Source organism: Streptomyces sp. NBC_00443 (genome assembly GCF_036014175.1).
Taxonomy (GTDB): Bacteria; Actinomycetota; Actinomycetes; order Streptomycetales; family Streptomycetaceae; genus Streptomyces.
Genome location: NZ_CP107917.1, coordinates 1206229 through 1229606 on the forward strand (window position 1 = coordinate 1206229; position 23378 = coordinate 1229606).

Genomic DNA, 23378 nt, shown 5'->3' on the forward strand with positions numbered 1-23378 from the left:
GTGAACTGCGCGCCCCGCCACGAACAACCAGCAGCCGCCCACAAGTCCCGGGCCCCGAGCCACTGGGCATGGACATCAGCCCTTCCCCGCAGGAAACAGCGCCCGGACCTCCCACCCCGCTCCACCCCGCGGCCCGGCATGCAGTTCCCCGCCCAGTGCCGTCACCCGCTCCTTCAGCCCGACCAGTCCGAACCCGCCCCCGTGCGCGGCCGCAGGAAGCTGCGTCCCGCCCCGCCCGTCGTCCGCGACCGACACCTCCAGGCGCCCGGCGTCGTCCCGGAGCCGGACCTCCACGTGCGCGGCGTCGGCGGCGTGCCGGCGGATGTTGGTCAGCGCCTCCTGGACGACCCGGAAGGCCGCCGCCTGCACCTCATGGGGCAGGTCGGCCGACACCGCGGGATCACGGCTCAGGGTGACCTGCTGGACCGGGCTCGCGAAGCCGTCGGTCAGCTCGGCGACGCCCGCCAGGTCACCGACCGGGCGGCGGTCACCACCCTCCTCCCCGGTGTCGCGCAGCACGCCGACGGTACGGCGCATCGAGGCGAGGGCCTCGGTGGCGGCGCGTTCGATGCCGGCCAGGACGGGGTCGAGCTCCTGCGGCTGGGTCCGCGCCATCATGCGGGCCATCTGCGTCTGCACGAGGATCCCGGTGACATGGTGGGCGACGAAGTCGTGCAGGTCGGCGGCGATGGCGACGCGTTCGGCGCGCCGGGTCTCGCCGACGGTGACCGCCCGCCGGTAGTCCAGGGTGCGCAGGTACGCGGCGAGGCCCGCGAAGACGCCGACCAGCACCAGGCCGAGCAGGATGAGGGCCAGCGCCTCGTCCTGCACGGACCTCATGTACCGCACCGGCAACAGCAGCAGCGCGGCCACGTCGAGGGCGGCGCAGGCCACGGCCCAGCGAGGCAGGCAGTGCCGTACCGCGACGAACAGCAGGTACAGCAGGATCACGGCCTCGCCCGGACCGAAGACGTTCTGCGCACCGGCGAGCAGCGAGCCCGCCGAGTACAGGATCGAGGCGATGGCGGGCGCTGCGGTGCGCATCTGCGGGGTCAGCCATGCGGGCCTGCGTCGGGCCGGCCACAGCACGGCGGCCAGGCCCACGAGCAGCACGGCCAGGGTCGGCCAGGCCGGGCTCGCCGACGGCAGGACGCTCGTGCCGTCGGAACCCGCGTAGAGGATGTCGACGACACACGCGGCGAGCAGGAGGCCGACGGCGAAGCCCCGTGCGCAGCCACGGGGGAGGCGGACTTCATGCCGATCACGGTAGGTGAGCCCGCGCCCGGCGAGATCGGCCGATCGGCCGAGTGCCCGTCGCGGACGCCGGCCTTATGGCCGAGGCGCCCGCCCGGACCCGCGGGCGAGGCTGAAGCCGCATCCTCACCACGGACATCGGGAGTACGTGATGCAGCGCGGCAGTCCGTCGTCATTCGTCGTCACTACCGCCCCCGCCGGTCTGACCGCCGCCGCGAACGTCCTGAACCGGCGCCGGGTGCACGGCCTGCTGCGCAAGGTGACGGCTGCTCCGGCCCGGAGCGCGGACCGACCATGGATCCGGGCCACCGAGCCGCGCCCCTGAGGCATGATCGAACCATGACCACCGCACCCCCCTCCGGGGCGCCCATCCGCGTCCTGATCGCCGACGACCAGGAGATGGTCCGCACCGGCTTCCGCTTCTTCCTCGACGCGCAGCCCGACATCACCGTGGTCGCCGAGGCCCGCGACGGCGAGGAGGCGGTGGCGCTGGCCCGGCGGGAGCGACCGGACGTGTGTCTGCTGGACATCCGGATGCCGAGGCTGGACGGGCTGGAGGCGACCCGGCTGCTGGCCGGGCCCGACGTGGCCGACCCGATGCGGGTGGTCGTGGTGACCACGTTCGACCTCGACGAGTACGTGTACGGGGCACTGCGCGGCGGCGCGTGCGGGTTCCTGCTGAAGGACTCGGGGCCCACCCTCCTCGCGGAGGCGGTCCGCGCCGCCGCGGCCGGTGACTCACTGGTCTCGCCGTCCGTCACCGTCCGCCTGCTGAGTCACATCACCGCCCCACAGGCCGTCGCCGCCGCCCCGGTCCGGCCGGCGCAGCCCACGGAGCCCCTCACCGACCGCGAACTCGACGTCGTGCGCCGGGTCGCCCTCGGCCGTACGAACGCCGAGATCGCCGCCGAGTTGTACGTCTCCCTGTCCACGGTCAAGACGCACCTGTCCAGCGTCCAGCTGAAACTGTCCGCCCGGAACCGCGTCGAGATCGCGGTCTGGGCCTGGCAGCACGGGTACGGGCAACCGGGCGGCTGAGGCGTCGGCGGGCTCCCGGGCGTGGTCACTCGAACGGGCCGGTGCCGGTGGTGGGCCGGGGGTTCCGGTGGTGCGCTGAGGACACTCGTCACGTTCTCAGGAGGCACCCCGATGACCCGTCGTACGTCCCGACTCGTCCGCGTCCTCTCCTCGGCCCTGGCGGCAGGAACGCTGCTGGCTACCGCCGCCTGCTCGGACGACGGCGACAAAGACGGCTCGCGGGCCTCCGGCGTCACCGCGTCCCCCGCCGCCAGGAAGCAGCCGACCGGTTCCCGCACCACTACCGGATCCCCCACAACTACCGGCTCTCCGACCACTACCGGCTCTCCCACGGGGGGTGCCACCCTCACCGAGTCCGGCGCCCAGACCGCGCTGATCACCGAGGCGGACATCGAGGACGACTGGACCCAGGTCAAGGACACCGAGGCCGAGAACTGGCACGACAGCCTGCTCATCGGCACCGTGGACGTCTCGGACTTCCTCACCGCCAAGGCCGACGCCGCCGACTGCCAGCGGCTCATGGACTCGCTCTACGACGACGACCTGCTGGGCAAGCCGTCGGGAGCGAACGCGCTGCGCGGCTTCACGCAGGACGACTCACGGCTGCTGTACCAGGTCGCGTCCTACGACCGCACCGACCCGCAGGACTCCTTGAACTGGATGGCGAAGCTGCCCGACGAGTGCGACCAGTTCACGATGACCGAGAACGGCGAGGAGCGCACCGTCCAGGTCATCGAGACCTCGCTGCCCGACGTGGGCGACGCCCGCGAGGGCCTGCGCGTGACGGTGCAGGGCACGACCGGCGGCGAGGAGGCCACGCTGACCCTCGACGTCGCCGCCGTCCGTGTCGGCAACGACGCGATCACCGTCACGGCGGGCGGCCTCGACGGGGACGAGCACGACTCCGTGGAGCAGGCGGTCAAGCTCGGCACCCAGCGCCTGAAGGACGTCCTGGCCGGGAAGTCGCCCGCCTCGGCCCCCAGCGAGATCGAGTAACACACGGCCGGCGACTCCCTCTCCCTCCCGCCGCACTCCGCACTGCCGCCCTCCAACAGCCCTCCCGGCTCTGCCGATTCCCGGGACAGCGTGATCAACGGAGCGGCACAATGGCGCCGATGGCCGGTTTCGGTCGTGCGTGCGAGGAGAGGACGAGTCGTGAGTGATGGCCACACCCCGTCGGGCGGGTCGGCGAGGCTGAACACCGGTGTGGCGCACAACGCGCGCGTGTGGAACTACTGGATCGGCGGCAAGGACAACTACGAGGTCGACCAGCAGGTCGGCGAGCATGTCGCAGGGATGTTCCCGATCATCCGGGACATCGCCCGCGCGGACCGCGACTTCCTCGGCCGGGCGGTGCGTTTCGTGGCCGAGGAGCGGGGCGTGCGGCAGTTCCTGGACATCGGCACCGGACTGCCGACGGCGGACAACACCCACGAGATCGCCCAGCGCGTCGCACCCGACTCACGGATCGTGTACGTCGACAACGACCCGATCGTGCTCGTGCACGCCCGCACGCTGCTGACCGGCACCCACGAGGGCGTCACCGCCTACATCGACGCCGATGTGCACGACCCGGACGCCATCGTCGAACGCGCCGCGCAGACCCTGGACTTCACCGAGCCGGTCGCGGTGATGATGCTGGGCATCCTCAACTTCGTCCTGGACTACGACGAGGCCCGCGAGATCGTGCGGCGTGTCCTGGCCGCGGTTCCCTCCGGCAGCCACCTGGTCCTGACGCACCCGACGTTCGACTCCGAGCTCGGCGGCGAGGGCCAGATCCCGGCGATGAAGTTCTGGAACGAGAACGCCACGCCGCCGATCACGGCCCGCAGCGGCACGGACATCGCGGCCTTCTTCGAAGGGCTGGAGCTGCTGGAGCCGGGCATGGTGTCCTGCTCGCAGTGGCGCGCCGCCGACTCTCCCGCTGCGGTGCCGCAGTACGGCGCGGTCGCCGTGAAACCCTGACGCCCAGCAGGGACCACACGTGCCGGCCAGACCGGAACGGATCGGCACGGACCGGCCGAGTTCGTCGAGGAGACCGTATGACCACCCTTGCCGATCCCGTCCCGGGCGGGCGTCCCGGTGACGTCGAGCGGGCGGGCGCGCTGAGCGGCGAGCTGTCCGGGCGGGGCGTGCACGGGATCGTCCTGGCCTACGTCGACACGGCGGGCATCGCCCGGGTGAAGACGATCCCGACGGCGAAGCTCGCCTCCGCGGCGGCCTGGGGTGTCGGGATGTCGCCGGTGTTCGACACCTTCCTGGCAGGTGACTCCATCGTCACCACGGACGTCCTCGGCTCCCCGGACGGCGACCTGCGCCTCTATCCCGACCTCGACCCGCTGGTGGAGCTGTCCGCACAGCCCGGCTGGGCGTGGGCGCCGGTCGACCGGATCACCCAGGAGGGCGAGCGGCATCCCGCGTGCAGCCGTACGTTCCTGCGGCGAACGGTCCTTGAGGCCGCCGAGCGGCACGACGTCATCTTCAAGGCGAGCATCGAGATCGAGTGGGCCGTCGCTCAACCCCCGGGCCCCGACGGCGAGTTCGTGCCCGCGGTCACGGGTCCGGCGTACAGCGCCGCCCGCCAGGTCGAGTTGAGCGACTGCGCCGCCGAGCTGCTGGCGGCGCTCGCGCGGCAGGGCGTGGAGGTCGACCAGTTCCATCCGGAGTACGCGGCGGGGCAGTTCGAGCTGTCGGTGGCCGCGCTCGATCCGGTGGCGGCGGCCGACCGCAGCGTGCTGGTGCGGCAGACGATCCGGGCGGTGGCCCGGCGCCACGGGCTCGCGGTGTCCTTCGCCCCCGCGGTCCTCGGTCAGGGCGTCGGCAACGGCGGCCATGTCCACCTCTCCGCCTGGCGCGAGGGGATCAATCTGCACGCGGGCGGTGACCGCCGCCACGGCATGCGGCCCGAGGCCGAGTCCCTCGCGGCCGGCATCCTCGCCCACCTCCCCGCCCTCACGGCCGTGACCGCGCCGAGCCCGGCGAGCCATCTGCGGCTCAGACCCTCGCAGTGGGCCGGGGTGTTCACCGCGTGGGGCCGGGAAACGCGGGAGGCCGGGCTGCGTGTCGTCACCGGCACGGCAGGCCATCGCGCCGAGGCTGCCAACCTGGAGGTCAAGCCGGTGGACCTGGCCGCCAACCCGTACCTCGCCCTCGGCTGCCTGATCGCCGCCGGGCTGGACGGACTGACGTCGAGCGCGCGGCTGCCGCAGGAGATCACCGGCGATCCGGCGCATCTGGACGCCCAGGAGGCGGCTGCCCGGGGTGTCCGCAGGCTGCCGGCCTCGCTCACGGAGGCCGTGGCGGAGTTCCGTACGAACGAGCCGCTGCGGGCCGCGCTGGGCCCGGTCCTCGCCGACGCCGTGATCGCCGTACGGCAGGGCGAGGTCGACGCCGTCGCCGGGCTGGACGACGACCAGGTCGCGGCGGCGTACCGCTGGAAGTACTGACGTGGACGCCACCGGGCCGGTCCACGAGGCGCTCGCGGCGCTGCCGCTGGTGGACCACCACTGCCACGGGATCGTCACCGCCGACCTGGACAGGGAGGGCTTCGAGTCCCTGCTCACCGAGGGCGAGCCCTGGCCGGGCAGCTCGTCCTTCGACACTCCGGTCGGCGTGGCCGTACGCCGCCACTGCGCACCCCTGCTGGATCTGCCGCGGCACGCCCCCGCCGACGCGTATCTGGCCCGGCGTGCGGAGCTGGGCCGGCGCGAGGTGGACCGACGGCTGCTCGCCGCCGCCGGAACGGAGGTGTTCTGCGTCGACACCGGCTACACCCCGCAGCGCCTCACCACACCCCGGGAACTGGCGGAGACCGCCGACGCGACCGCGTACGAGGTCGTACGGCTGGAGGCGGTCGCCGAAGAGCTGGCGGCGCGGGGGGTCGAACCGGATGCCTACGCCTCCGCTTTCCGCACAGCGGCGGAGGAGGCCGTACGGCGTCCGGGAGTGGTGGCCGTGAAGTCGGTGGCCGCCTACCGGACCGGCTTCGACCTGAACCCGGCGCGCCCGTCGGACTCGCTGGTCACCGCGGCGGCCGGGCAGTGGCTGGCGAACGGCGGCCGCCTGACCGACCCGGTTCTGGTCCGCCACCTCCTGTGGACGGCGGTCGATCTGGGACGCCCCCTCCAACTCCACACCGGGTTCGGCGACAACGACATCCGACTGCACCGCGTGGACCCGACCCACCTGACGGACTGGCTGCACCTCATCAAGGGCACGATTCCGGTGCTGCTCCTGCACTGCTGGCCCTATCAGCGCCAGGCCGCCTATCTGGCGGCGGTCTTCGAGGAGGTGTACCTCGACGTCGGCCTCACCCTGCACCACGTCGGCCCCGCCCGGTCCCGGGCGATCCTGGCGGAGGCGATGGAGATCACCCCCTTCCGCAAGCTGCTGTACGCCTCCGACGCGTATGGTCTGGCGGAGTTCTACCAGCTCGGCGCACTGGCGTTCCGCCGCGGCCTGGGCGAACTGCTCCAGGACCGGGTGGACGCCGACGAACTGGGCCTGCCGGACGCGCTGCGGATCGCGGCGTGGGCGGCCGGCGACAACGCCCGCCGCCTCTACGGACTTCCCGCCCCCGAACCCGACCCCGCCCCCGAGCCCCGCCCGCCTCGCGACTGAGCGTTCGCAATTCCCGGAAAGTATGATCAAGCAATGTCTGACATGACCGAGACCACGCCCGGCTGGCTGCCCTCCGACGAGCTGGAGATGGCACGCGCACGCATGCCGATCCTGTACGTCGAGGCAGTGCCGGTGCGGGTCGACGACAGCGGCGAGGTCACCAGCATCGGCCTGCTGCTGCGCATCGGACCGGACGGAACAGTCAGCAGGACCCTTGTCTCCGGCCGCGTGCTGCACCACGAGCGCGTCCGCGACGCCCTTCTGCGGCACCTGGAGAAGGACCTCGGCCCGGTGGCTCTCCCCCGGGTCCCGACCTCACTCCAGCCCTTCACCGTCGCCGAGTACTTCCCGACGCACGGCGTCACGCCGTACCACGACCCGCGTCAGCACGCGGTCTCCCTCGCCTACGTCGTCCCGGTCACCGGCGACTGCCGGCCCCGCCAGGACGCCCTCGACCTGGTCTGGTTCAGCCCGCAGGAGGCCCTGTCCCCGGCGGTGCAGAGCGAGATGCCGGGCGGCCACGGGGTGCTGCTGAAGCAGGCGCTGGCGCATGTGGGCTGCGTGATCTGAACCACCGGACGGCGTTGTCATGATCGACGTGATCATTGCGGGCGGCGGTCCGACCGGCATGATGCTGGCCGGGGAGCTGCGGCTGCACGGCGTGCATGTGCTCGTGCTGGAGAAGCAGCCGGAGCCGACCAGGGTGGTGCGCTCACTCGGTCTGCACATGCGCAGCGTCGAGGTGATGGACCAGCGGGGTCTGCTGGAGCGGTTCCTCGCGCACGGGCAGCAGTACCGGGTCGGTGGCTTCTTCGCCGGCATCGACAAGCCCTGGCCCGACGGGCTGGACACCGCGCATCCCTACACCCTCGGTATCCCGCAGACCATCACCGACCGCCTGCTCGCCGAGCACGCCGCCGAGGTCGGCGCCGAGATCCGTCGCGGCTGCGAGCTGGTCGGGCTGGACCAGGACGACGACGCGGTGACCGCCGAGCTGGCCGACGGCACACGGCTGCGCTCTCGCTACCTGGTCGGCTGCGACGGCGGCCGCAGCACGGTGCGCAAGCTGCTCGGCGTCGGCTTTCCCGGCGAGCCCGCCACGGTGGAGACGTTGCTGGGCGAGATGGAGGTGGCCGTACCGCAGGAGACGCTGATGTCGGTGATGGCCGAAGTCCGCAGGACCCAGAAGCGGTTCGGCTTCATGCCTCTCGGCGACGGGGTCTACCGGGTCGTCGTGCCTGCCGAGGGGCTGGCCGAGGACCGCTCGGTCCCGCCGGCCTTCGAGGAGGTCCGGGAACAGCTGCGGGCGGTCGCCGGCACCGACTTCGGCGTCCACTCACCGCGCTGGCTGTCCCGCTTCGGCGACGCCACCCGGCAGGCCGAGCGCTACCGGTCCGGCCGTGTGCTGCTGGCCGGCGACGCGGCGCACATCCACCCGCCGACCGGCGGCCAGGGCCTCAACCTCGGCATCCAGGACGCGTTCAACCTCGGCTGGAAACTGGCCGCCGAGCTGGGCGGCTGGGCACCGGACGGGCTGCTGGACAGCTATCAGAGCGAACGGCACTCGGTGGCGGCCGACGTGCTGGACAACACCCGTGCGCAGATGCACCTGATGTCCACCGAACTGGGTCCGCAGTCGGTGCGCCGACTGGTGTCGCAGCTGATGGACTTCGAGGAGGTGAACCGCTACCTGATCGAGAAGATCACCGCCATCGGGGTCCACTACGACTTCGGCGAGGGCCACGAACTGCTCGGCCGACGGCTGCGGGACGTGAAGCTGAAGCAGGGCCGCCTCTACGAGCGGATGCGCGGCGGCCGCGGACTCCTGCTCGACCGGACAGGGCGGCTCTCGGCGGCGGGCTGGTCGGATCGGGTCGACCACGTCGTCGACGCCGGCGAGGAACTGGACGTGCCCGCGGTGCTGCTGCGGCCGGACGGCCATGTGGCCTGGGCCGGCGAGGATCAGCAGGAGCTGCTCGGCCGGCTGCCGCGGTGGTTCGGCGCCGCAACCGGATGAGTACCCGGTCGGCCCCGGGAAGCCAAGCGAAAAGGGCCCTCACAGGCTCTCGCCTGCGAAGACCCTTCGCACCGTCGGGACGACAGGATTTGAACCTGCGACCCCTTGACCCCCAGTCAAGTGCGCTACCAAGCTGCGCCACGTCCCGGTGCCCCGCTGACCTGGGGTTTCCCCTGGCCGAACGTGCATGGAAACAATACCGCACTCGGGTCGGTGGTCGCGCACTCGTTTCCGCGTGCCCGGCGTCTTCAGGTCCCCTCGCGCCTTCCGGTCATGACACAGGGCGCCGACAATGCCCCACCGGTCTCACTCCGCCGTTGCCGGCCCCAACTCGGGATGTGCCTCCAGCAGGCTCGACGGTGCCGCCTGGCGCCAGGAGTCGGCGAGGATGTCGCGCAGTTCGTCCTCGTCGTCCAGGGCGGAGAGCCAAGCTCTCACCCAGGCGAACTGCGCCTCGTGGTCGGCGATCCAGAACTTGTCCGGCTCGGCCAGCACCAGTTCGTCGCGCTCCTCCTTGGGACAGCGCACGGCGATGGAGGTCTCGTCCTCGGGCAGCGTGGCGAACATCTTGCCCGCGACCCGGAACGTGGGCATGCTCCAGGCGATCTTCTCCGTCGTATCCGGCAGGGACAGTGCGATACGGCGTACGTCTTCGGCATCCGGCATGACAGGCACGGTAGCGGCTGCCACTGACAACCACCTGGTGAACGGGGTCGGCCCGACGCCTGGGCGGCCCTTCAGAAGCTGAAGGTCATGAACGCTCCGAGGCCGCGGTCGGCCGCCGCGCCGAAGAACTCGACAAGTTCCTCGTATGCCCCCTCCAGCCACTCCAGCTGCCCCTCGGGGTCGAACCGCCACATGTTGGGGTACACATCCTCCTTCCCCATCCGCTCCGCGTCGTAGTGGGCCGCCAGCCGCTCCCACGGAGTCGCCCGCAGCTCCCGTGCCACGCTGTCTATCTGTTCCACGGTCCACCCGAACAGGGTGCCGGCGTCCCGGATCTGGAACCCGTCCATCACGAACTCGAGTGATATCTCGGCCTCGTCGAACAGGAACTGAAGGCCGCCGAACGCCTTGTCCGGGCCGCCGTCGGGACGGTCCGGCATCGGAGGGTTCTCGCCGTACAGCTCGAAGAGGTACTCGTCTGCCCAATCCGGTTCCGCCGCCGCCCTGTCCAGCTCCTCCGTCGTCGCGCTGATGAATGAAATGCTGACGCCCATGACAGGCAATCCCCCTTGATGTGCTGCTTGTTCGGCCACTTTCAGAACCATTGACCGTCCCTGCGTCGATCAACGATGGCGAGTGTTCCACGCGGCACTGACAGCGGGGCGTTCGGTCACAGGCGCTTGAAGTAGATCGTCGTCGGCCGCAGCGCTCCGTCCGGGTTCGCCGCGTAGTCCGGGATCACCCCGGCCCGGGTCCAGCCGGCCGCGCCGTACAGCCGCTCGGCGAGGCTGCCGGTCTCGGTGTCGAGGTGGAGGAGGGTCACTCCGGCCCGGATCGCCGCCTCTTCCGCGGTCGTCAGGAGTCTGCGGCCGAGGCCCTGTCCCCGCGTGTCCCGGTGCACCATCAGCTTGACCAGTTCGGCCCGGTGGCGGCTGTTGGGCTTGTCGGGGAAGGCCAGGCTGACCGTGCCGATGGTTCGCTCGCCCTCGCGTGCCACCCACACCGCCCACTGCCCGGCGGCCACGGCCGCCGCGCGCTCCTTCCACCAGGCCATGGCCGCCGTACGGTCAAGGGGGGCCAGGAACCCGACGGATGCCCTGTCCTCCACCGTGTCCACCAACAGGCCGGCCAAGTCCTCCACCTGGCCCAGCAGTTGGCCTTCGTCCAGGCGCGTCACGATCACGGCAGCACCACCGCCAGCACGTACCGCACCGCTCCGGGCCCCGCGCACCGGAACCGTGTGGGCCCCCACACCCGCATCCGCAGACAGTCCCCCGCGTCGAGCCGGTGCTCGGCTTCCTGAACCGTCACGTCGAGCGCCCCCTCCAGCACCCAGATGTGCTGCTCCAGCCCCGGAACGGGCGGCCGGTCGTACGCGATGTCGGCGCCCTCGGTGAGCCGGCCCTCGACGAGTTCCGCGCGCAGCCCGCCGTGCGGCGGCGACACGGACCGTCGCACGAACCCGGAGGAACGGTCCTCCCACACCGGCTGCTCGGCCGCCCGCACCAGCAGCGCGGGCTCGGACTCGACCTCGCTGAGCAGCTGGGACATGGTCCGGCCGTAGACATGGCACAGGCGGTTCAGCAGCGAGGCGGTGGGGCTGATCTCCGCCCGCTCGGCACGGGACAGGGTCGAGCGGCTGATGCCGCTGCGCTCCGCCAACTCGCCGAGGGACCAGCCACGTTCGGCCCGCAGTTCGGCCAGGCGGGCACCGAGGAGGGTGTCGACCGTGTCCGGGGTCTCGCCATCGTCCACGACGTGTTTCATATCCGGGACGCTATCCCAGATGTGAAACGGCAGTGTTACAGGCGCCTCACTGCCCCGCCACCTCCCCGAGCGCGTCCAGCACCGGCCTGATCAACGGGTGCTCCTCCGCGCCCCGGCGCACGGCCGCGAACACCCGGCGCGTGGGTGCCACCCCGTCCACGGGCCGGACGACGACCCCCGCGAGGTCCATGCCGCGCAGCGCCGAGCGCGGTACCAGCGCCACGCCCGCGTCGGCCGACGCGAGAGCGACGACCGCGCGGAAGTCGTCCGAGGAGTGTTCGAGGCGGGGCTGGAAACCGGCGTTCTCGCAGGCCAGGACGACCACGTCGTGGCAGGGATTGCCGGGGTACTGACCGATCCACGGATCCTTCGCCAGCTTCGCCAGCGGGACCTCGGCCGCGTCTGCCAACCGGTGGCTCACCGGGACGACCGCGTCGAAGGGCTCGGCGTACAGCGGTACGTGCGCGAGGCGGGGGTCGTCGGCGGGCGGCGCCCCCCGGTACTCGACGGCCACCGCGATGTCGACCTGCCGGTCCAGCACCATCGGCAGGCTGGCGTCACCCTCGGCGTCCTGGACGCGGATACGGATGCCGGGGGACGTCCCGGCGAGACGGGCCACCGCGGGCGCGACGACCAGGGCGATGCCGGTGGCGAAGGAGGCGACCGTGACCGTGCCGGCCGCGCCCGAGCTGTACGCCGCGAGCTCGGCCTCCGCCCGCTCCAGCTGGGCGAGGACGGCGTTGGTGTGGCTGAGCAGGATCTCACCGGCCGGGGTCAGCCGTACGCCTTTCGCGCCGCGTTCCACCAGACGGTGGCCCGTCTCCTGCTCCAGGGCCGCGAGCTGCTGGGAGACCGCGGAGGGCGTGAGATACAGCGCGGCGGCAGCCGCCGTCACGGTGCGGTGGTCGGCCACCGCACGGAGGATGTGGAGCCGCCGCGCTTCGATCATGCAATCGATTATCGCAATGTGTCCGGACCGGCCGGAGGTCAGGCTTCCAGTTCCGCCCGGGCCGCGACGAAGGCGTCGACGGCACGGTTGACGTCGTCCGTCGAGTGCGCGGCGGACAGCTGGACGCGGATACGGGCCTGGCCCTGCGGCACCACCGGGTAGGAGAAGCCGATCACGTACACGCCGCGTTCCAGCAGCAGCTCCGCCATCCGGCCGGCGACGGACGCGTCGCCGATCATCACCGGGGCGATGGCGTGGTCGCCGGCGAGGATGTCGAAGCCCTCCTCGGTCATCCGGCGGCGGAACAGCGCGGTGTTCTCGGCCAGCCGGATCCGCAGGTCGTCCGCCGACTCCAGCAGGTCGAGGACCTTGAGGGAGGCGGCCGCGATCACCGGGGCCAGGGTGTTGGAGAAGAGGTACGGCCGGGAGCGCTGGCGCAGCAGGGCGACGATCTCGGCGCGGGCCGCGACGTAACCGCCGGACGCGCCGCCGAGGGCCTTGCCGAGGGTTCCGGTGATGATGTCGACGCGATCCATGACGCCGTGCAGCTCGGGGGTGCCGCGGCCGCCGGGGCCGACGAAGCCGACCGCGTGCGAGTCGTCGACCATGACCATGGCGTCGTAGCGGTCGGCGAGGTCGCAGATCTCGCGCAGCGGGGCCACATAGCCGTCCATGGAGAAGACGCCGTCGGTGACGATCAGCCGGCGCCGCGCGTCCGACGCGTCCTTCAACTGGCGCTCGAGGTCGGCCAGATCACGGTTGGCGTACCGGAAGCGGCGGGCCTTGGACAGCCGGATTCCGTCGATGATCGACGCGTGGTTGAGGGCGTCGGAGATCACCGCGTCCTCCGGGCCGAGGATCGTCTCGAACACACCGCCGTTGGCGTCGAAGCAGGAGGAATACAGGATCGTGTCCTCCTGGCCGAGGAACGCGGAGAGCCTGGCCTCCAGTTCCTTGTGCACCTCCTGCGTGCCGCAGATGAAGCGCACCGAGGCCATGCCGTAGCCCCAGCGGTCGAGGGCCTCGTGGGCGGCGGCGATCACCTCGGGGTGGTCGGCGAGACCGAGGTAGTTGTTGGCGCAGAAGTTGAGGACCTCGCCGGGACGGCCGCCCGCGGCGACGTTCACGGTCGCGGACTGCGGGGTGTCGATGACGCGCTCGGGCTTGTGCAGCCCGGCGGCGCGGATCTCGTCGAGGGTGGCGCGCAGGTCGTCGCGCACGGAGTCGAACATCTCAAAGCTCCTAGAAAAGCAGATGACTTACGCGGGTGACTTACGCGGTCCAGTCGAGGATGACCTTGCCGCCACGGCCGCTCGCCGCGTCGGCGAACGCCGCCTCGAAGTCGCGGTAGCCGTACCGGCCGGTGATCACGGGGGCGAGGTCGAGGCCGGCCTCCAGGAGCACCGACATCGCGTACCAGGTCTCGAACATCTCACGGCCGTAGATGCCCTTGATCGTGATCATCGAGGTGACGATCCGGGCCCAGTCGACCGGGAACTCCTGCGCGGGCAGGCCGAGCATGGCGATCCGGCCGCCGTGCGTCATGTTGGCGATCATGTCGCGCATCGCCTCGGGGCGGCCGGACATCTCCAGGCCGATGTCGAAGCCCTCGCGCAGCCCCAGCTCCCGCTGCCCGTCGGCGATCTGAGTCTGCGCCACATTCAGCGCCAGGCTCACACCGATCTTGCGGGCCAGCTCCAGCCGCTCCTCGCTGACGTCGGTGATCACGACGTTGCGGGCACCCGCGTGCCGGGCGACGGCGGCGGCCATCAGCCCGATCGGTCCGGCACCCGTGATGAGCACGTCCTCGCCGACCAGCGGGAAGGACAGCGCGGTGTGCACGGCGTTGCCGAACGGGTCGAAGATCGCGGCGACGTCGAGGTCGACGGGAGCCCGGTGCACCCAGACATTGGCGGCGGGCAGGGCGACGTACTCGGCGAAGGCGCCGTCGCGTCCGACGCCGAGGCCGACGGTGGCACGGCACAGATGACGGCGGCCGGCCAGGCAGTTGCGGCACTTGCCGCACACCAGATGGCCCTCACCGCTGACCCGGTCGCCGGCGGCGATGTCGGTGACGTCACGGCCGGTCTCGACGACCTCGCCGACGAACTCGTGCCCGAGCACGAGCGGGGTGCGGATCGCCTGCTGCGCCCAGCCGTCCCAGGACCGGATGTGCAGGTCGGTGCCGCAGATGCCGGTGCGCAGCACCTTGATCAGTACGTCGCCCGGTCCGACGGCCGGCTCCGGGACGTCCACGAGCCACAGCCCGGGCTCCGCCTTCTCCTTGACCAGCGCCTTCACGCAACGGCTCCTGACGGTGAGTCCCGGCCGCGGGCATGCCGAAGGCCCCCGCGGCCGGGGAGGGGGTGGAATCGCCTAGCAATCTGCCGTACGGCTGCGCCCCGGTCCATCGAGGATTTCTTAAGCAGCGCCACAGCTTTCCTTCACGCCCTCCACTCGCGCCCCCTCACACCCTCTGGGCGGCGACAATCGAGGGAGAGCCCCCGGACCGCCCCCGCGGCCGGTCCCGGTGCTCCCGCCCCGTACTCGGCCGACTGACCTGGAGTCGCACATGAACACCGCACGTGACCTCGCGATCGTCGCGCTGGACATGGCGCCCGACCGCCCCGTGGGCCAGGGCGAGCTGTCGCTCGCGCTCGCGGCGGCCGAAGTTCTCGACCTCATCGAGGCCGGCGCCCTCGTCCTCGACGACGAACGCATCACGCCGAGCGCGCAGGCGCCGACGGGCGACAGGCTGCTGGACGAGGCAGCCTCGTCACTCGTACGGCAGGAGCCGTACGAGTCGGTCGAGGACTGGCTGTGGCGCCGGGGGCGCGGACTGTCCTCGGCCTATGTCGCGGATCTGGAGAGCATGGGGCTCACGGCCCGGCCGCGGGCCCACCGGATCTCGCTGCGGGCCGGGCGGTCGGTGCCGGTCGACTCGGCGGCCCGGCAGCAGGCCGAGGAGCGCTGGGCGTCGGGCGAGCCCGTCCTCGCGGCGCTGGCCGCCGCCGCCGGGTTGCACGACATGACCGACGACGTCCCTGACGACCTCACCGACGAGACGGTCACGACCGTTCTCGCCGCCGTCGGAAACGCGGTCGTGGAGCTGGAGGCCGTACGGCAACGGCGGGCGATCGAGGATGCCGCGTTCGACAACGTGTGGCGCGGTTTCTAGCCGCCGCTCACGGACCCGGAGCGGTCACAGCAGGGGGAGCCCGTCCGCCTCCCGCCGCTCCAGCCGGGTGACCAGGTCCGCCGCCGACGCCTTGATGGTCTCCAGCCCCGCTCTCCCCACGGCCGCGGCTCCACGTCGACGACGCACACAGTGCCGATCACCATCCCCGTGCTGTCGATGAGCGGTGCACCCAGATAGGAGCGGATGCCGAATTCGTCCACGATCGGGTTCCCGGCGAACCGCGGATAGTCGCGGACGTCCTCCAGGACCAGCGCCTTGCGTCGGACGACCACATGGGGGCAGAACCCATGGTCGCGCTCCATATGCCGGCCCAGCTGGGGCTTGTTGTCGTCGGCGCGGGCGAGGTTCACGGCATGCCGCACATGCAGGCCGGCGAAGAACTGACGGTTCTCGCCGATGAAGTTGACCATGGCGTACGGCGCCCCGGTGTGCTCGGCCAGATGGTCCGCGAAGACGTCAAGGGCCGGATCGGGGTGTTCCCCCAGGCCCATGCGAAGCAGCCGCTGCGCACGGGCGGGTGCCTCCTTGTCCTCGGGGGTGAGCAGCAGGCGAGCGACCGGGTGGGGTGGGCCGTAGCTCATGGGCGGATTCCGTGGCTGTGGGCGTACGTCATATGCGGCTCCGTGCTGGTGGGTGCGGCTGTCACATGTGGGCGCCGTGGCTCGGCGCGGGTGCCGGCGCGTGTGCGATGAGGTGCCGGACCAGGGTGAGCAGCGTCTGAACGCCTGAGCTGGAGATCCGGGCGTCGCAGCGGACGACGGGGACCTGCGGGTCGAGGTCGATCGCGGCTCGGACCTCCTCCGGGTCGTACCGGTAGCCGCCGTCGAACTCGTTGATCGCGACGATGAATCCGAGGCCCCGCTGTTCGAAAAAGTCGACGGCGGCAAAGCATTCCTCCAGTCGCCGGGTGTCGGCGAGGATGACCGCGCCGAGCGCACCCTCCGAGAGTTCGTCCCACATGAACCAGAACCGCTCCTGTCCGGGTGTGCCGAACAGATACAGGACGTGTTCCGGGTCGAGTGTGATGCGGCCGAAGTCCATGGCCACCGTCGTCTCGACCTTGTTCTCGATCCCTTCGAGGCTGTCGGTCGCGGCGCTGACCGTGGTGAGCAGCTCCTCCGTACTGAGCGGCGCGATCTCGCTCACCGCGCCGACGAAGGTCGTCTTGCCGACCCCGAACCCTCCCGCCACCAAGATCTTCAGTGCGGTGGGGAAGGGGTCAGAGCTGTCGTCGTAGTCCATCGAGCACTGCCTCCAGAAGGGCCCGGTCAGTCGGGTTGTGGTGGAACTCGGGGGGCTTGGTGGTGACCGCCCCGCAGTCGACGAGGTCCGACAGCAGCACCTTGGTGACCACCGCCGGCAGCTTCAGATGGGCGGCGACCTCGGCGACCGACACCGGGCCGCGGCACAGGTCGAGCGCCTGCTCGTGCTCGGGGCCGAGGTAGCCGAGGGGGGTCGCCCCGGTGGCCATGACCTGCGACATGAGGTCGAGCGCGATGGTGGGCCGGGTACGGCCGTTGCTGACCGTGAAAGGGCGCACCAGCCGTCCGGCCGCGTCGTCGAGCCAGGGCCCGTCGCCGGCCGCCGTCACGTTCAAGGCCTCAACGCCGAGGGTTCGACGGAGTGCTGCCGGGGAGCGGTGACCAGGTAGGGGCGGACGCTCTTGACGAGCATCGCCATCTCGTAGCCGAGCACGGCCGCGTCGGCCTCGCGGCCGGCCAGCACGGCGAGACAGGTGCCGGAGCCGGCCGTGGTCACGAAGAGCAGGGTCGAGTCGAGTTCGACGACGACTTGGCGCACGTCTCCGCCGTCGCCGAAGCGGACGCCGGCGCTCCGGCCGAGGGAGTACAGGCCGGAGGCCAGGGCGGCCATGTGGTCGGCGCTGTCCGGGTCGAGGCCGTGAACCGACTTCACGAGCCCGTCGCAGGAGAGGAGGACCGCACTGCTGGTGTGCGGCACGCGCTGCACGAGGCCGCTCATCAGCCAGTCGAGATCGGACACATGGGCGGTCTGCGCTTCGCTCGCCATGATGGATCGACTCCTTGAGGTACGAAGGTCAGCGGGAGCGCTGGGGGTGGGGGTGGACTTCCAGGCGGACGTCGAACTGGTCTTGAACGTGGTCATCCGGCCGGGGCGCTCCCGTCGTGCCAGGGGGTGTGGTCGGCGCCGGGCGCGGACCCGGGCTGCCTCTCGGTGGTGTGGACCGGGTCCATGGGCGATACGTCCATGGAGGGACGGGTGGTCATGGGGGTCACGTCTGTGTGCAGTCCATCCAGGGCCGTGGGGCGCAGGTGTGGGGACTGCGGGTGCCCCGTGTCGAGGCTCGTCGGCTCCAGGTGGATCGGCACCGGGCGCACGGACTCCAGGCGGGATGACTCGGGGGACGTGTGGGCCAGGCCTGTGGGGTCCGGGTCGGTCGACGTCATGTCGAAGGCCTGGTGCGGCGATGGGGTGTAGACGGACGCGGTCCCCTGTGTGGTGGCAGTGTGTGCCGAGCCCATGCGCGGCGACTCTGTGTGCGGCGACTCCATGCGTGCCGACTCCATGTGTGCCGACTCCATGTGTGCCGACTCCATGTGCTGCTGCGTCTCCGCGAGCCCGACGCCTCGCTGGAAGGCCGCCATCAGCCCCGGGTCGTGCCCGGCAAGCTGGTCGGACTCCTGACGCGGTGTGGGGCCGTCCCGCAGTTGCGGGGCGATGTGTTCCTGGGCGCGGCGTCGGGGCAGTTGGGGCTTGCCCATGGTGCCGCGGACGGTGCCGGTGCGCGGGGCCAGCGGTGCGGCGGTGTTCTCCTCGACGCGGCCTCGTTCGTCGGGCCTGATGCCGGGCAGAGCCTCCGCGGGGTTGGCCCGCTCCCCGTGGGCGCCGCGCACGGGCAGCGGTGCCGGTCCGGTGCCGTTCGCTCCAGGGGGCGCGCCCATCCCGCCGGCCTGCGGCTGCGGCCGAAGCGGCGCGCCCGCGGACGCCTCGGCCCCACCTCGCTGCCCGCCCTCCGACGCGGCCGACGCATGCTGACCGTACTGCTGCGGTGGTACCGGCGGCCGCGGCTGCTGCGGGCGTGCCGTCGACGGGGCGTGCGGCGGTACGGGCGTGCCCGCCGCCCTGTGCGACTCCTGCGCGCCTTCCACGCCTGCGCGAGCCCCGGGTTCCGTCCCCAACAGCCCCTGCGGCACGACGAGTACGGCCTGGACGCCGCCGTAGATGTTGGTCTGCAGGCGCACATGGATGCCGTGCCGCTTGGCGAGCTGCGAGACGACGAACAGCCCGATGCGCCCGTCCGCCAGCAGGCTGGCGACGTTGACCTGGTCGGGGTCGGCGAGCAGGGCGTTCATGCGGTTCTGCTCGCCGACCGGCATGCCGAGCCCGCGGTCCTCGACCTCGACGGCCAGCCCCGAGGTCACGAGGTTGGCGCGGAGCAGGACTTGGGTGTGCGGGGCGGAGAACACCGTGGCGTTCTCGACCAGTTCGGCCAGCAGATGGATGACGTCGGCGACGGCGTGCCCGCGCAGGGTGCCGTCGATCGGCGGCACGAGCTTGACCCGCGAGTACTGCTCCACCTCGGCGATGGCGGAGCGCAGCACCTCGGTCATGGAGACCGGGTTGCTCCACTGCCGACGGGAGACGGCGCCGCCGAGCACGGCGAGGTTCTCGGCGTGGCGGCGGATGCGGGTGGCGAGGTGGTCCACGTGGAAGAGGCCCTTGAGCAGATCGGGGTCCTCCATCTCGTTTTCCAGCTCGTCGAGGATGGAGATCTCTCGGTGCACGAGCGACTGAAGACGCCGGGCGAGGTTGACGAAGACCTCGAGTTTCTGTTCACTGCCCGCCTGGCTGGAGAGCTGGGAGGCCTGGACGACGGCGGTGACGGCCCCGTCCTGGGCGCGGGCCAGATCGGCGGCGAGCAGTTCGAAGTCGTCGGCGCCGTCGGGTGGACCACTGCGCTGCCTGCGCTGCGGCGGCGCCTCGCCCCGCCGCAGCGTCTCGACGAGGGCGCGCAGATCGGCCTCACCGCGCGCGCTCCTGCGGCGCAGTGCGCCGATGCGGTCGCTCACGGACCTGGCGGTGCGGTTGGCGGCCACCGCGGCGATCAGGATGCCCGCCAGGGTCACCGACACCGCGCCGGCGAGCACGCCCCACAGGGTCAGGCTCGGCCGTACTCCGGTGGACCGCACGACGAACAGCACGGCCGCGAAGGCGCTGAGGGTCACCGCGACCGGCGGCAGCACGGCCAGACGCAGCAGTTGGGGCCGTATGTGGGTCTCGGGCAGCGCGGTAGCGGTGCGGGCGGCCGGGCGCCCGTGCCGCCCGCCCTCACGGCGGTCAGCGCGTGCGGCCGGGGCGCGGAGATGAGACATCGGGGTCCTCGTACTGGTCCGTCGGTCGGGGCCTGGGATGCGCGCGGTCTGCGCGGCCCGGGCGTGCGCCATCGCGATGTCGGTCGGCAGAACCGACGAATTCGGCTCCGCGTCGCCCGACGGACACTGACAGTAGTCGCCTCGGCATCAAGTGCGGTGGGCAGTTGACAAAGTCCCGCAGGCAGCGTCCCGCTCTGGTATGAGGTCTCGTACGACAGACCGATAACCCGCCCCACCGTTCGCCCACATGCGGAAATCAAGCGATCAGACCTGGTCAGAAGTGGTCACGATCAGAGGTCGGGCTGCGGGGCACTCCGCACGCTGCACGCCGCGCGGACTCCTGGTTCGCACACCCCTGCCCGCCCTGGCCGGGACGATTCAGCACCCCGTACGCCCGCCGTCCACCCCGCAAAGCGTCACGGGCCGTAGCGGCGCGCAAAGCCCCGCGGGCGCCCCGCCGCACTCACGCACACCCCGCGCGAACCGTCCCGCAAGGGCGCTCGGAGCCATGGACTGCCCACACCGTCCGCTGGACGCCACTACGGCGCCCGGCACTGGGCCGGGCGTGGCAAAGGGGCGGGCGTGGCAAAGGGGCGGGCGTGGCAAAGGGGCGAGGCGAGGCAACGGGGCGGGCGCAGCAACGGGCGGGCGCGGCAACGGGGCGAGGCGCGGCAGTGGGGCGAGGCGAGGCAACGGGGCGGGCGCAGCAACGGGCGGGCGCGGCAACGGGGCGAGGCGCGGCAGTGGGGCGAGGCGAGGCAACGGGGCGGGCGCAGCAACGGGCGGGCGCGGCAACGGGGCGAGGCGCGGCAACGGGGCGACCGGCCCCGTACAGCATGAGGCCGCGCTAGACGACCGCCGCCCCGTCCTGCCCCGACGCGACCGGCGGCCACGTAGGCCATCCTTCGGAGGGCGCCTCGGCCACTTCACGCCACCACGGCGTCAGGGGCGGCATCGAGGCCGGTTCGAAGGGCTCGCCGCAGCGCGGAGCCGCCATCGTGACCCCGGCCTTGTGCGTGGCGCGCATCGTCCACTCCCCCGGCTCCGCCCACGCGTGGGGCGCCAGGTTGAAGGTGCCCCAGTGGATCGGCAGCATGACGCCCGCGGTCGGGTCACCGCCCTGAAGGTCGAGGTGGGCGCGGACGCCCTCGTCCGGTGTCATGTGGATGTCGGGCCAGAAGTCCGAGTATGCACCGATCTGGATCATCGTCGCGTCGAAGGGGCCGTGCTCGGCGCCGATGTCCTTGAAGCCGTCGAAGTAGCCGGTGTCCCCGCTGTGGTAGATCCGGTGCTCGCCGGAGGCGACGGCCCAGGACGCCCAGAGCGTGTGCTGCGTGTTGCGCAGCCCCCGGCCGCAGAAGTGTCGGGCAGGGGTGGCCGTCAGGCTGAGCCCGCCGATCTTGGTCGTCTCGTGCCAGTCCAGCTCACGCACCCGGTCGGCCGAGACGCCCCAGTGTTCGAGGTGGGCGCCGACGCCGAGCGGTACGGCGAAGAGGGTGTCCGTGCCGACCAGTGCCTTGATCGTGGGCAGGTCGAGGTGGTCGTAGTGGTCGTGGGAGATGACGACGACGTCGACCGGGCCGAGCGCGGCGAGCGGCAGGGGCACGGGATGCAGCCGCTTGGGCCCGGCGAAGGGGAAGGGGGAGCAGCGCTCGCCCCACACGGGGTCGAAGAGCACCCGGTGGCCGTCGATCTCCGCGAGGACGCTGGAGTGCCCCATCCAGGTCAGGCGCAGCCCGCCGACGGGTGGTTTCGCCAGGTCGGCGTAGGTGGTGGGGTGCACCGGCACGGTGCCCTTCGGGAGACGGTGGGGCCGGGTGTCCCGGTCGAAGAAGACCTTGGCGAACTCCAGCATCGATCCGGAAGGTCTGGTCCGTGCGGTGCCTCCGGGGTTCTGGAAGACCCCGTCCCGGAAGTGCGGTGATCTGCGGATGCGCGCCATGCGCTCACCGCTCGGGTCCACGCCGAAGGCCTCGGGCCGCAGGGCACGCAGCCCGGAGCTCGGGAAACGGAAACCGGCCACGGTACCTCCAGGTGGAGTCGGTGAGGCATTCCATTATGGTCGGCCCCTCCGACAACCCCGGACGCCCCCCGTCCGGCAACCCCGGGCACCCCGTCGGCGGCCCTGAACCGCCTCGGCAAGTCACCCGGCCGCTGGAGATCCACGCCACTCATTGACATGTCCGCGCCCTCCCTCCGATACTGACCCATCGTTCAGTAACCGCGCGCGGCACGCGGCCCTCGCTCACCCTCCCCTCCCCCGTTCCGGAGACCCCATGACCACGCCCTTGCTGTCGCTCACCTGGACCGACCACGTCACCGGCCGTCAGGGCTTCCTGGTCGTCGACCGGCTGGTGCGTGGCGTGTCCAGCGGCGGGCTGCGCATGCGGCCGGGCTGCACGCTCGACGAGGTCACCGGGCTCGCCCGCGGCATGAGCATGAAGGAAGCCCTGCACTACGACCCCGAGGCCAGGTACATCCCGCTGGGCGGCGCCAAGGGCGGCATCGACTGCGATCCCCGCGATCCGGAGGCGTACGGGGTCCTCGTGCGCTACCTGCGGACCATGCGGCCCTACATCGAGACCCTCTGGACCACGGGCGAGGACCTCGGGCTCTCCCAGGACGTGGTCGACCGGGCCGCCGCCGAGGCGGGGCTCGTCTCGTCCGTCCAGGCCGTGTACCCGCTGCTCGACGACGAGGCCGGCGCTCGCGCCCGGCTCGCGGACGCGTTCGCGGTCGAGGTGGACGGCATCGGGCTCGACGAGCTGGTCGGTGGCTGCGGGGTCGCCGAGTCGGTGCTCACGGCCCTGGACCGAGCCGGTGTGCCGTACTGGAGGACGCGCGCCGCCCTGCAGGGGCTCGGGACCATGGGCGGGGCCACAGCGCGCTTCCTCACGCGCGCGGGGCTCACCGTCGTGGCCGTCGCCGACATCAAGGGCACGATCGCCAACCCGGCGGGCCTCGACATCGAGGCGCTGCTGGCGGCACGGGACGCGTACGGCACGGTCGACCGGGCGGCGCTGCGGCCCGGCGACCGCGAACTGCCGGGCGACGCCTGGCTGTCGGCCGAGACGGAGGTGTTGGTTCCGGCAGCCGTCTCGTATGTGATCGACGCCGCCAACCAGGGGCGGATCACCGCCCGCTGGATCGCCGAGGCGGCCAACATGCCCGTACGGCCGGAGGCGGAGGAGCTGCTGGCCGCGCGGGGCGTCACCGTGCTGCCTGACGTCGTGGTCAACTCGGCCACGAATGCCTGGTGGTGGTGGACGCTGTTCGGTGACGTCGGTCCGGACGCGGACGAGGCGTTCGCCCACACGCGGCGCTCGATGCGCGCCCTGACCGACCTCACCCTGGCCCGGGCCGAGACCGACGGGACGACACCCCGGGCCGCCGCGCACGCCATCGCGGAGGACCGGTTGCCGGTGATCGCCGAGCGGTTCGGCCGACTCAGGTGACCGCAAAGGCCCCGGGACCCGACTCGGCCTCGAGCCGGGAGCGGCCCGCGTGAAGCCTTAG

The 23378-nt window shown here is 71.8% G+C and carries 23 protein-coding genes, 1 tRNA gene and 1 pseudogene; 10 read left to right on the forward strand and 15 right to left on the reverse strand.

Features of this window, described 5'->3' with window-relative positions; translation table 11 throughout:
- Positions 1-75 precede the first annotated feature (75 nt).
- Positions 76-1113: a sensor histidine kinase gene (locus OHO27_RS05465; protein ID WP_443059517.1), complete on the reverse strand. Its 1038-nt coding sequence runs from the start codon at positions 1111-1113 to the stop codon at positions 76-78.
- 292 nt (positions 1114-1405) lie between these two features.
- Between OHO27_RS05465 and OHO27_RS05470 the strand changes: the two genes are divergently transcribed.
- The 8 genes from OHO27_RS05470 (at position 1406) to rox (ending at position 8929) form a co-directional block, all read left to right on the forward strand.
- Positions 1406-1579: a hypothetical protein gene (locus OHO27_RS05470; RefSeq protein ID WP_328420820.1), complete on the forward strand. Its 174-nt coding sequence runs from the start codon at positions 1406-1408 to the stop codon at positions 1577-1579.
- 14 nt (positions 1580-1593) lie between these two features.
- A complete protein-coding gene (locus OHO27_RS05475) occupies positions 1594-2292 on the forward strand; it encodes a response regulator transcription factor (RefSeq protein WP_328420822.1) in 699 nt (232 codons plus the stop codon).
- 111 nt (positions 2293-2403) lie between these two features.
- On the forward strand, positions 2404-3288 hold the full coding sequence (locus OHO27_RS05480; protein ID WP_328420824.1) for a hypothetical protein: 885 nt from the start codon (positions 2404-2406) through the stop codon (positions 3286-3288).
- A 159-nt stretch (positions 3289-3447) separates the two neighbouring features.
- Positions 3448-4257: an SAM-dependent methyltransferase gene (locus tag OHO27_RS05485; RefSeq protein ID WP_328420826.1), complete on the forward strand. Its 810-nt coding sequence runs from the start codon at positions 3448-3450 to the stop codon at positions 4255-4257.
- A 77-nt stretch (positions 4258-4334) separates the two neighbouring features.
- On the forward strand, positions 4335-5738 hold the full coding sequence (locus OHO27_RS05490) for a glutamine synthetase family protein (protein WP_328420828.1): 1404 nt from the start codon (positions 4335-4337) through the stop codon (positions 5736-5738).
- A 1-nt stretch (position 5739) separates the two neighbouring features.
- Complete coding sequence (locus tag OHO27_RS05495) at positions 5740-6912, forward strand: amidohydrolase family protein (RefSeq protein ID WP_328420830.1); 1173 nt, start codon at positions 5740-5742, stop codon at positions 6910-6912.
- A 42-nt stretch (positions 6913-6954) separates the two neighbouring features.
- Positions 6955-7482: an NUDIX hydrolase family protein gene (locus OHO27_RS05500; RefSeq protein WP_328430357.1), complete on the forward strand. Its 528-nt coding sequence runs from the start codon at positions 6955-6957 to the stop codon at positions 7480-7482.
- 19 nt (positions 7483-7501) lie between these two features.
- Positions 7502-8929 (forward strand): rifampin monooxygenase, encoded by a 1428-nt coding sequence (gene rox, locus OHO27_RS05505; RefSeq protein WP_328420831.1) that lies wholly within the window; start codon positions 7502-7504, stop codon positions 8927-8929.
- A gap of 74 nt (positions 8930-9003) precedes the next feature.
- Here rox and OHO27_RS05510 read toward each other — a convergent pair.
- From OHO27_RS05510 to tdh, 8 genes are all read right to left on the reverse strand, one after another.
- Positions 9004-9077: transfer RNA gene (locus OHO27_RS05510), tRNA-Pro, on the reverse strand.
- A gap of 158 nt (positions 9078-9235) precedes the next feature.
- Complete coding sequence (locus OHO27_RS05515) at positions 9236-9595, reverse strand: MmcQ/YjbR family DNA-binding protein (protein ID WP_328420833.1); 360 nt, start codon at positions 9593-9595, stop codon at positions 9236-9238.
- 71 nt (positions 9596-9666) lie between these two features.
- Complete coding sequence (locus OHO27_RS05520; protein WP_328420835.1) at positions 9667-10149, reverse strand: YfbM family protein; 483 nt, start codon at positions 10147-10149, stop codon at positions 9667-9669.
- Between the two features lie 116 nt (positions 10150-10265).
- On the reverse strand, positions 10266-10778 hold the full coding sequence (locus tag OHO27_RS05525) for a GNAT family N-acetyltransferase (RefSeq protein ID WP_328420837.1): 513 nt from the start codon (positions 10776-10778) through the stop codon (positions 10266-10268).
- Positions 10775-11362 carry a helix-turn-helix domain-containing protein gene (locus OHO27_RS05530; protein ID WP_328420839.1) on the reverse strand — a complete coding sequence of 196 codons (588 nt, stop codon included), beginning with the start codon at positions 11360-11362 and terminating at the stop codon, positions 10775-10777. Before OHO27_RS05530 ends, OHO27_RS05525 begins: the two co-directional genes overlap by 4 nt.
- Positions 11363-11408: 46 nt before the next feature.
- A complete protein-coding gene (locus tag OHO27_RS05535) occupies positions 11409-12311 on the reverse strand; it encodes a LysR family transcriptional regulator (RefSeq protein ID WP_328420841.1) in 903 nt (300 codons plus the stop codon).
- A 38-nt stretch (positions 12312-12349) separates the two neighbouring features.
- A complete protein-coding gene (locus tag OHO27_RS05540; protein ID WP_328420843.1) occupies positions 12350-13543 on the reverse strand; it encodes a glycine C-acetyltransferase in 1194 nt (397 codons plus the stop codon).
- A gap of 40 nt (positions 13544-13583) precedes the next feature.
- Positions 13584-14612, reverse strand: coding sequence for an L-threonine 3-dehydrogenase (gene tdh / locus OHO27_RS05545; RefSeq protein WP_328420845.1), 1029 nt, complete (start codon positions 14610-14612; stop codon positions 13584-13586).
- Between the two features lie 271 nt (positions 14613-14883).
- Between tdh and OHO27_RS05550 the strand changes: the two genes are divergently transcribed.
- Positions 14884-15489 (forward strand): GOLPH3/VPS74 family protein, encoded by a 606-nt coding sequence (locus OHO27_RS05550; RefSeq protein ID WP_328420847.1) that lies wholly within the window; start codon positions 14884-14886, stop codon positions 15487-15489.
- A gap of 24 nt (positions 15490-15513) precedes the next feature.
- Here the strand turns inward: OHO27_RS05550 and OHO27_RS05555 are convergent.
- From OHO27_RS05555 to OHO27_RS05580, 6 genes and pseudogenes are all read right to left on the reverse strand, one after another.
- Positions 15514-16091: pseudogene (locus OHO27_RS05555) on the reverse strand (GAF domain-containing protein).
- A 61-nt stretch (positions 16092-16152) separates the two neighbouring features.
- The gene (locus tag OHO27_RS05560) at positions 16153-16752 is read right to left on the reverse strand and encodes a GTP-binding protein (RefSeq protein ID WP_328420849.1); all 600 of its coding nucleotides are present in this window, start codon (positions 16750-16752) and stop codon (positions 16153-16155) included.
- On the reverse strand, positions 16730-17101 hold the full coding sequence (locus tag OHO27_RS05565; protein WP_328430358.1) for a DUF742 domain-containing protein: 372 nt from the start codon (positions 17099-17101) through the stop codon (positions 16730-16732). Before OHO27_RS05565 ends, OHO27_RS05560 begins: the two co-directional genes overlap by 23 nt.
- Before the next feature lie 2 nt (positions 17102-17103).
- The gene (locus tag OHO27_RS05570; protein WP_328420851.1) at positions 17104-17538 is read right to left on the reverse strand and encodes a roadblock/LC7 domain-containing protein; all 435 of its coding nucleotides are present in this window, start codon (positions 17536-17538) and stop codon (positions 17104-17106) included.
- 92 nt (positions 17539-17630) lie between these two features.
- Positions 17631-19862 (reverse strand): sensor histidine kinase, encoded by a 2232-nt coding sequence (locus OHO27_RS05575; RefSeq protein WP_328420853.1) that lies wholly within the window; start codon positions 19860-19862, stop codon positions 17631-17633.
- Between the two features lie 847 nt (positions 19863-20709).
- Entirely contained in the window at positions 20710-21885 is a 1176-nt protein-coding gene (locus OHO27_RS05580) for an MBL fold metallo-hydrolase (protein ID WP_328420855.1), read from the reverse strand.
- A 253-nt stretch (positions 21886-22138) separates the two neighbouring features.
- Here OHO27_RS05580 and OHO27_RS05585 point away from each other — a divergent pair, with 253 nt between their 5' ends.
- The gene (locus OHO27_RS05585; protein ID WP_328420857.1) at positions 22139-23317 is read left to right on the forward strand and encodes a Glu/Leu/Phe/Val dehydrogenase dimerization domain-containing protein; all 1179 of its coding nucleotides are present in this window, start codon (positions 22139-22141) and stop codon (positions 23315-23317) included.
- The last annotated feature ends 61 nt before the right edge of the window (positions 23318-23378 follow it).

What these genes read in the sequence shown, in the direction of transcription:
- OHO27_RS05540 (WP_328420843.1), bottom strand. Translation starts at nt 13,543, where the DNA reads ATGTTCGACTCCGTGCGCGACGACCTGCGCGCCACCCTCGACGAGATC.
- OHO27_RS05530 (WP_328420839.1), bottom strand. Translation starts at nt 11,362, where the DNA reads ATGAAACACGTCGTGGACGATGGCGAGACCCCGGACACGGTCGACACC.
- OHO27_RS05560 (WP_328420849.1), bottom strand. Translation starts at nt 16,752, where the DNA reads ATGGACTACGACGACAGCTCTGACCCCTTCCCCACCGCACTGAAGATC.
- OHO27_RS05470 (WP_328420820.1), top strand. Translation starts at nt 1,406, where the DNA reads ATGCAGCGCGGCAGTCCGTCGTCATTCGTCGTCACTACCGCCCCCGCC.
- OHO27_RS05490 (WP_328420828.1), top strand. Translation starts at nt 4,335, where the DNA reads ATGACCACCCTTGCCGATCCCGTCCCGGGCGGGCGTCCCGGTGACGTC.
- OHO27_RS05570 (WP_328420851.1), bottom strand. Translation starts at nt 17,538, where the DNA reads ATGGCGAGCGAAGCGCAGACCGCCCATGTGTCCGATCTCGACTGGCTG.
- OHO27_RS05520 (WP_328420835.1), bottom strand. Translation starts at nt 10,149, where the DNA reads ATGGGCGTCAGCATTTCATTCATCAGCGCGACGACGGAGGAGCTGGAC.
- OHO27_RS05535 (WP_328420841.1), bottom strand. Translation starts at nt 12,311, where the DNA reads ATGATCGAAGCGCGGCGGCTCCACATCCTCCGTGCGGTGGCCGACCAC.
- OHO27_RS05500 (WP_328430357.1), top strand. Translation starts at nt 6,955, where the DNA reads ATGACCGAGACCACGCCCGGCTGGCTGCCCTCCGACGAGCTGGAGATG.
- OHO27_RS05575 (WP_328420853.1), bottom strand. Translation starts at nt 19,862, where the DNA reads ATGTCTCATCTCCGCGCCCCGGCCGCACGCGCTGACCGCCGTGAGGGC.
- rox (WP_328420831.1), top strand. Translation starts at nt 7,502, where the DNA reads ATGATCGACGTGATCATTGCGGGCGGCGGTCCGACCGGCATGATGCTG.
- OHO27_RS05475 (WP_328420822.1), top strand. Translation starts at nt 1,594, where the DNA reads ATGACCACCGCACCCCCCTCCGGGGCGCCCATCCGCGTCCTGATCGCC.
- OHO27_RS05550 (WP_328420847.1), top strand. Translation starts at nt 14,884, where the DNA reads ATGAACACCGCACGTGACCTCGCGATCGTCGCGCTGGACATGGCGCCC.
- OHO27_RS05585 (WP_328420857.1), top strand. Translation starts at nt 22,139, where the DNA reads ATGACCACGCCCTTGCTGTCGCTCACCTGGACCGACCACGTCACCGGC.
- OHO27_RS05515 (WP_328420833.1), bottom strand. Translation starts at nt 9,595, where the DNA reads ATGCCGGATGCCGAAGACGTACGCCGTATCGCACTGTCCCTGCCGGAT.
- OHO27_RS05480 (WP_328420824.1), top strand. Translation starts at nt 2,404, where the DNA reads ATGACCCGTCGTACGTCCCGACTCGTCCGCGTCCTCTCCTCGGCCCTG.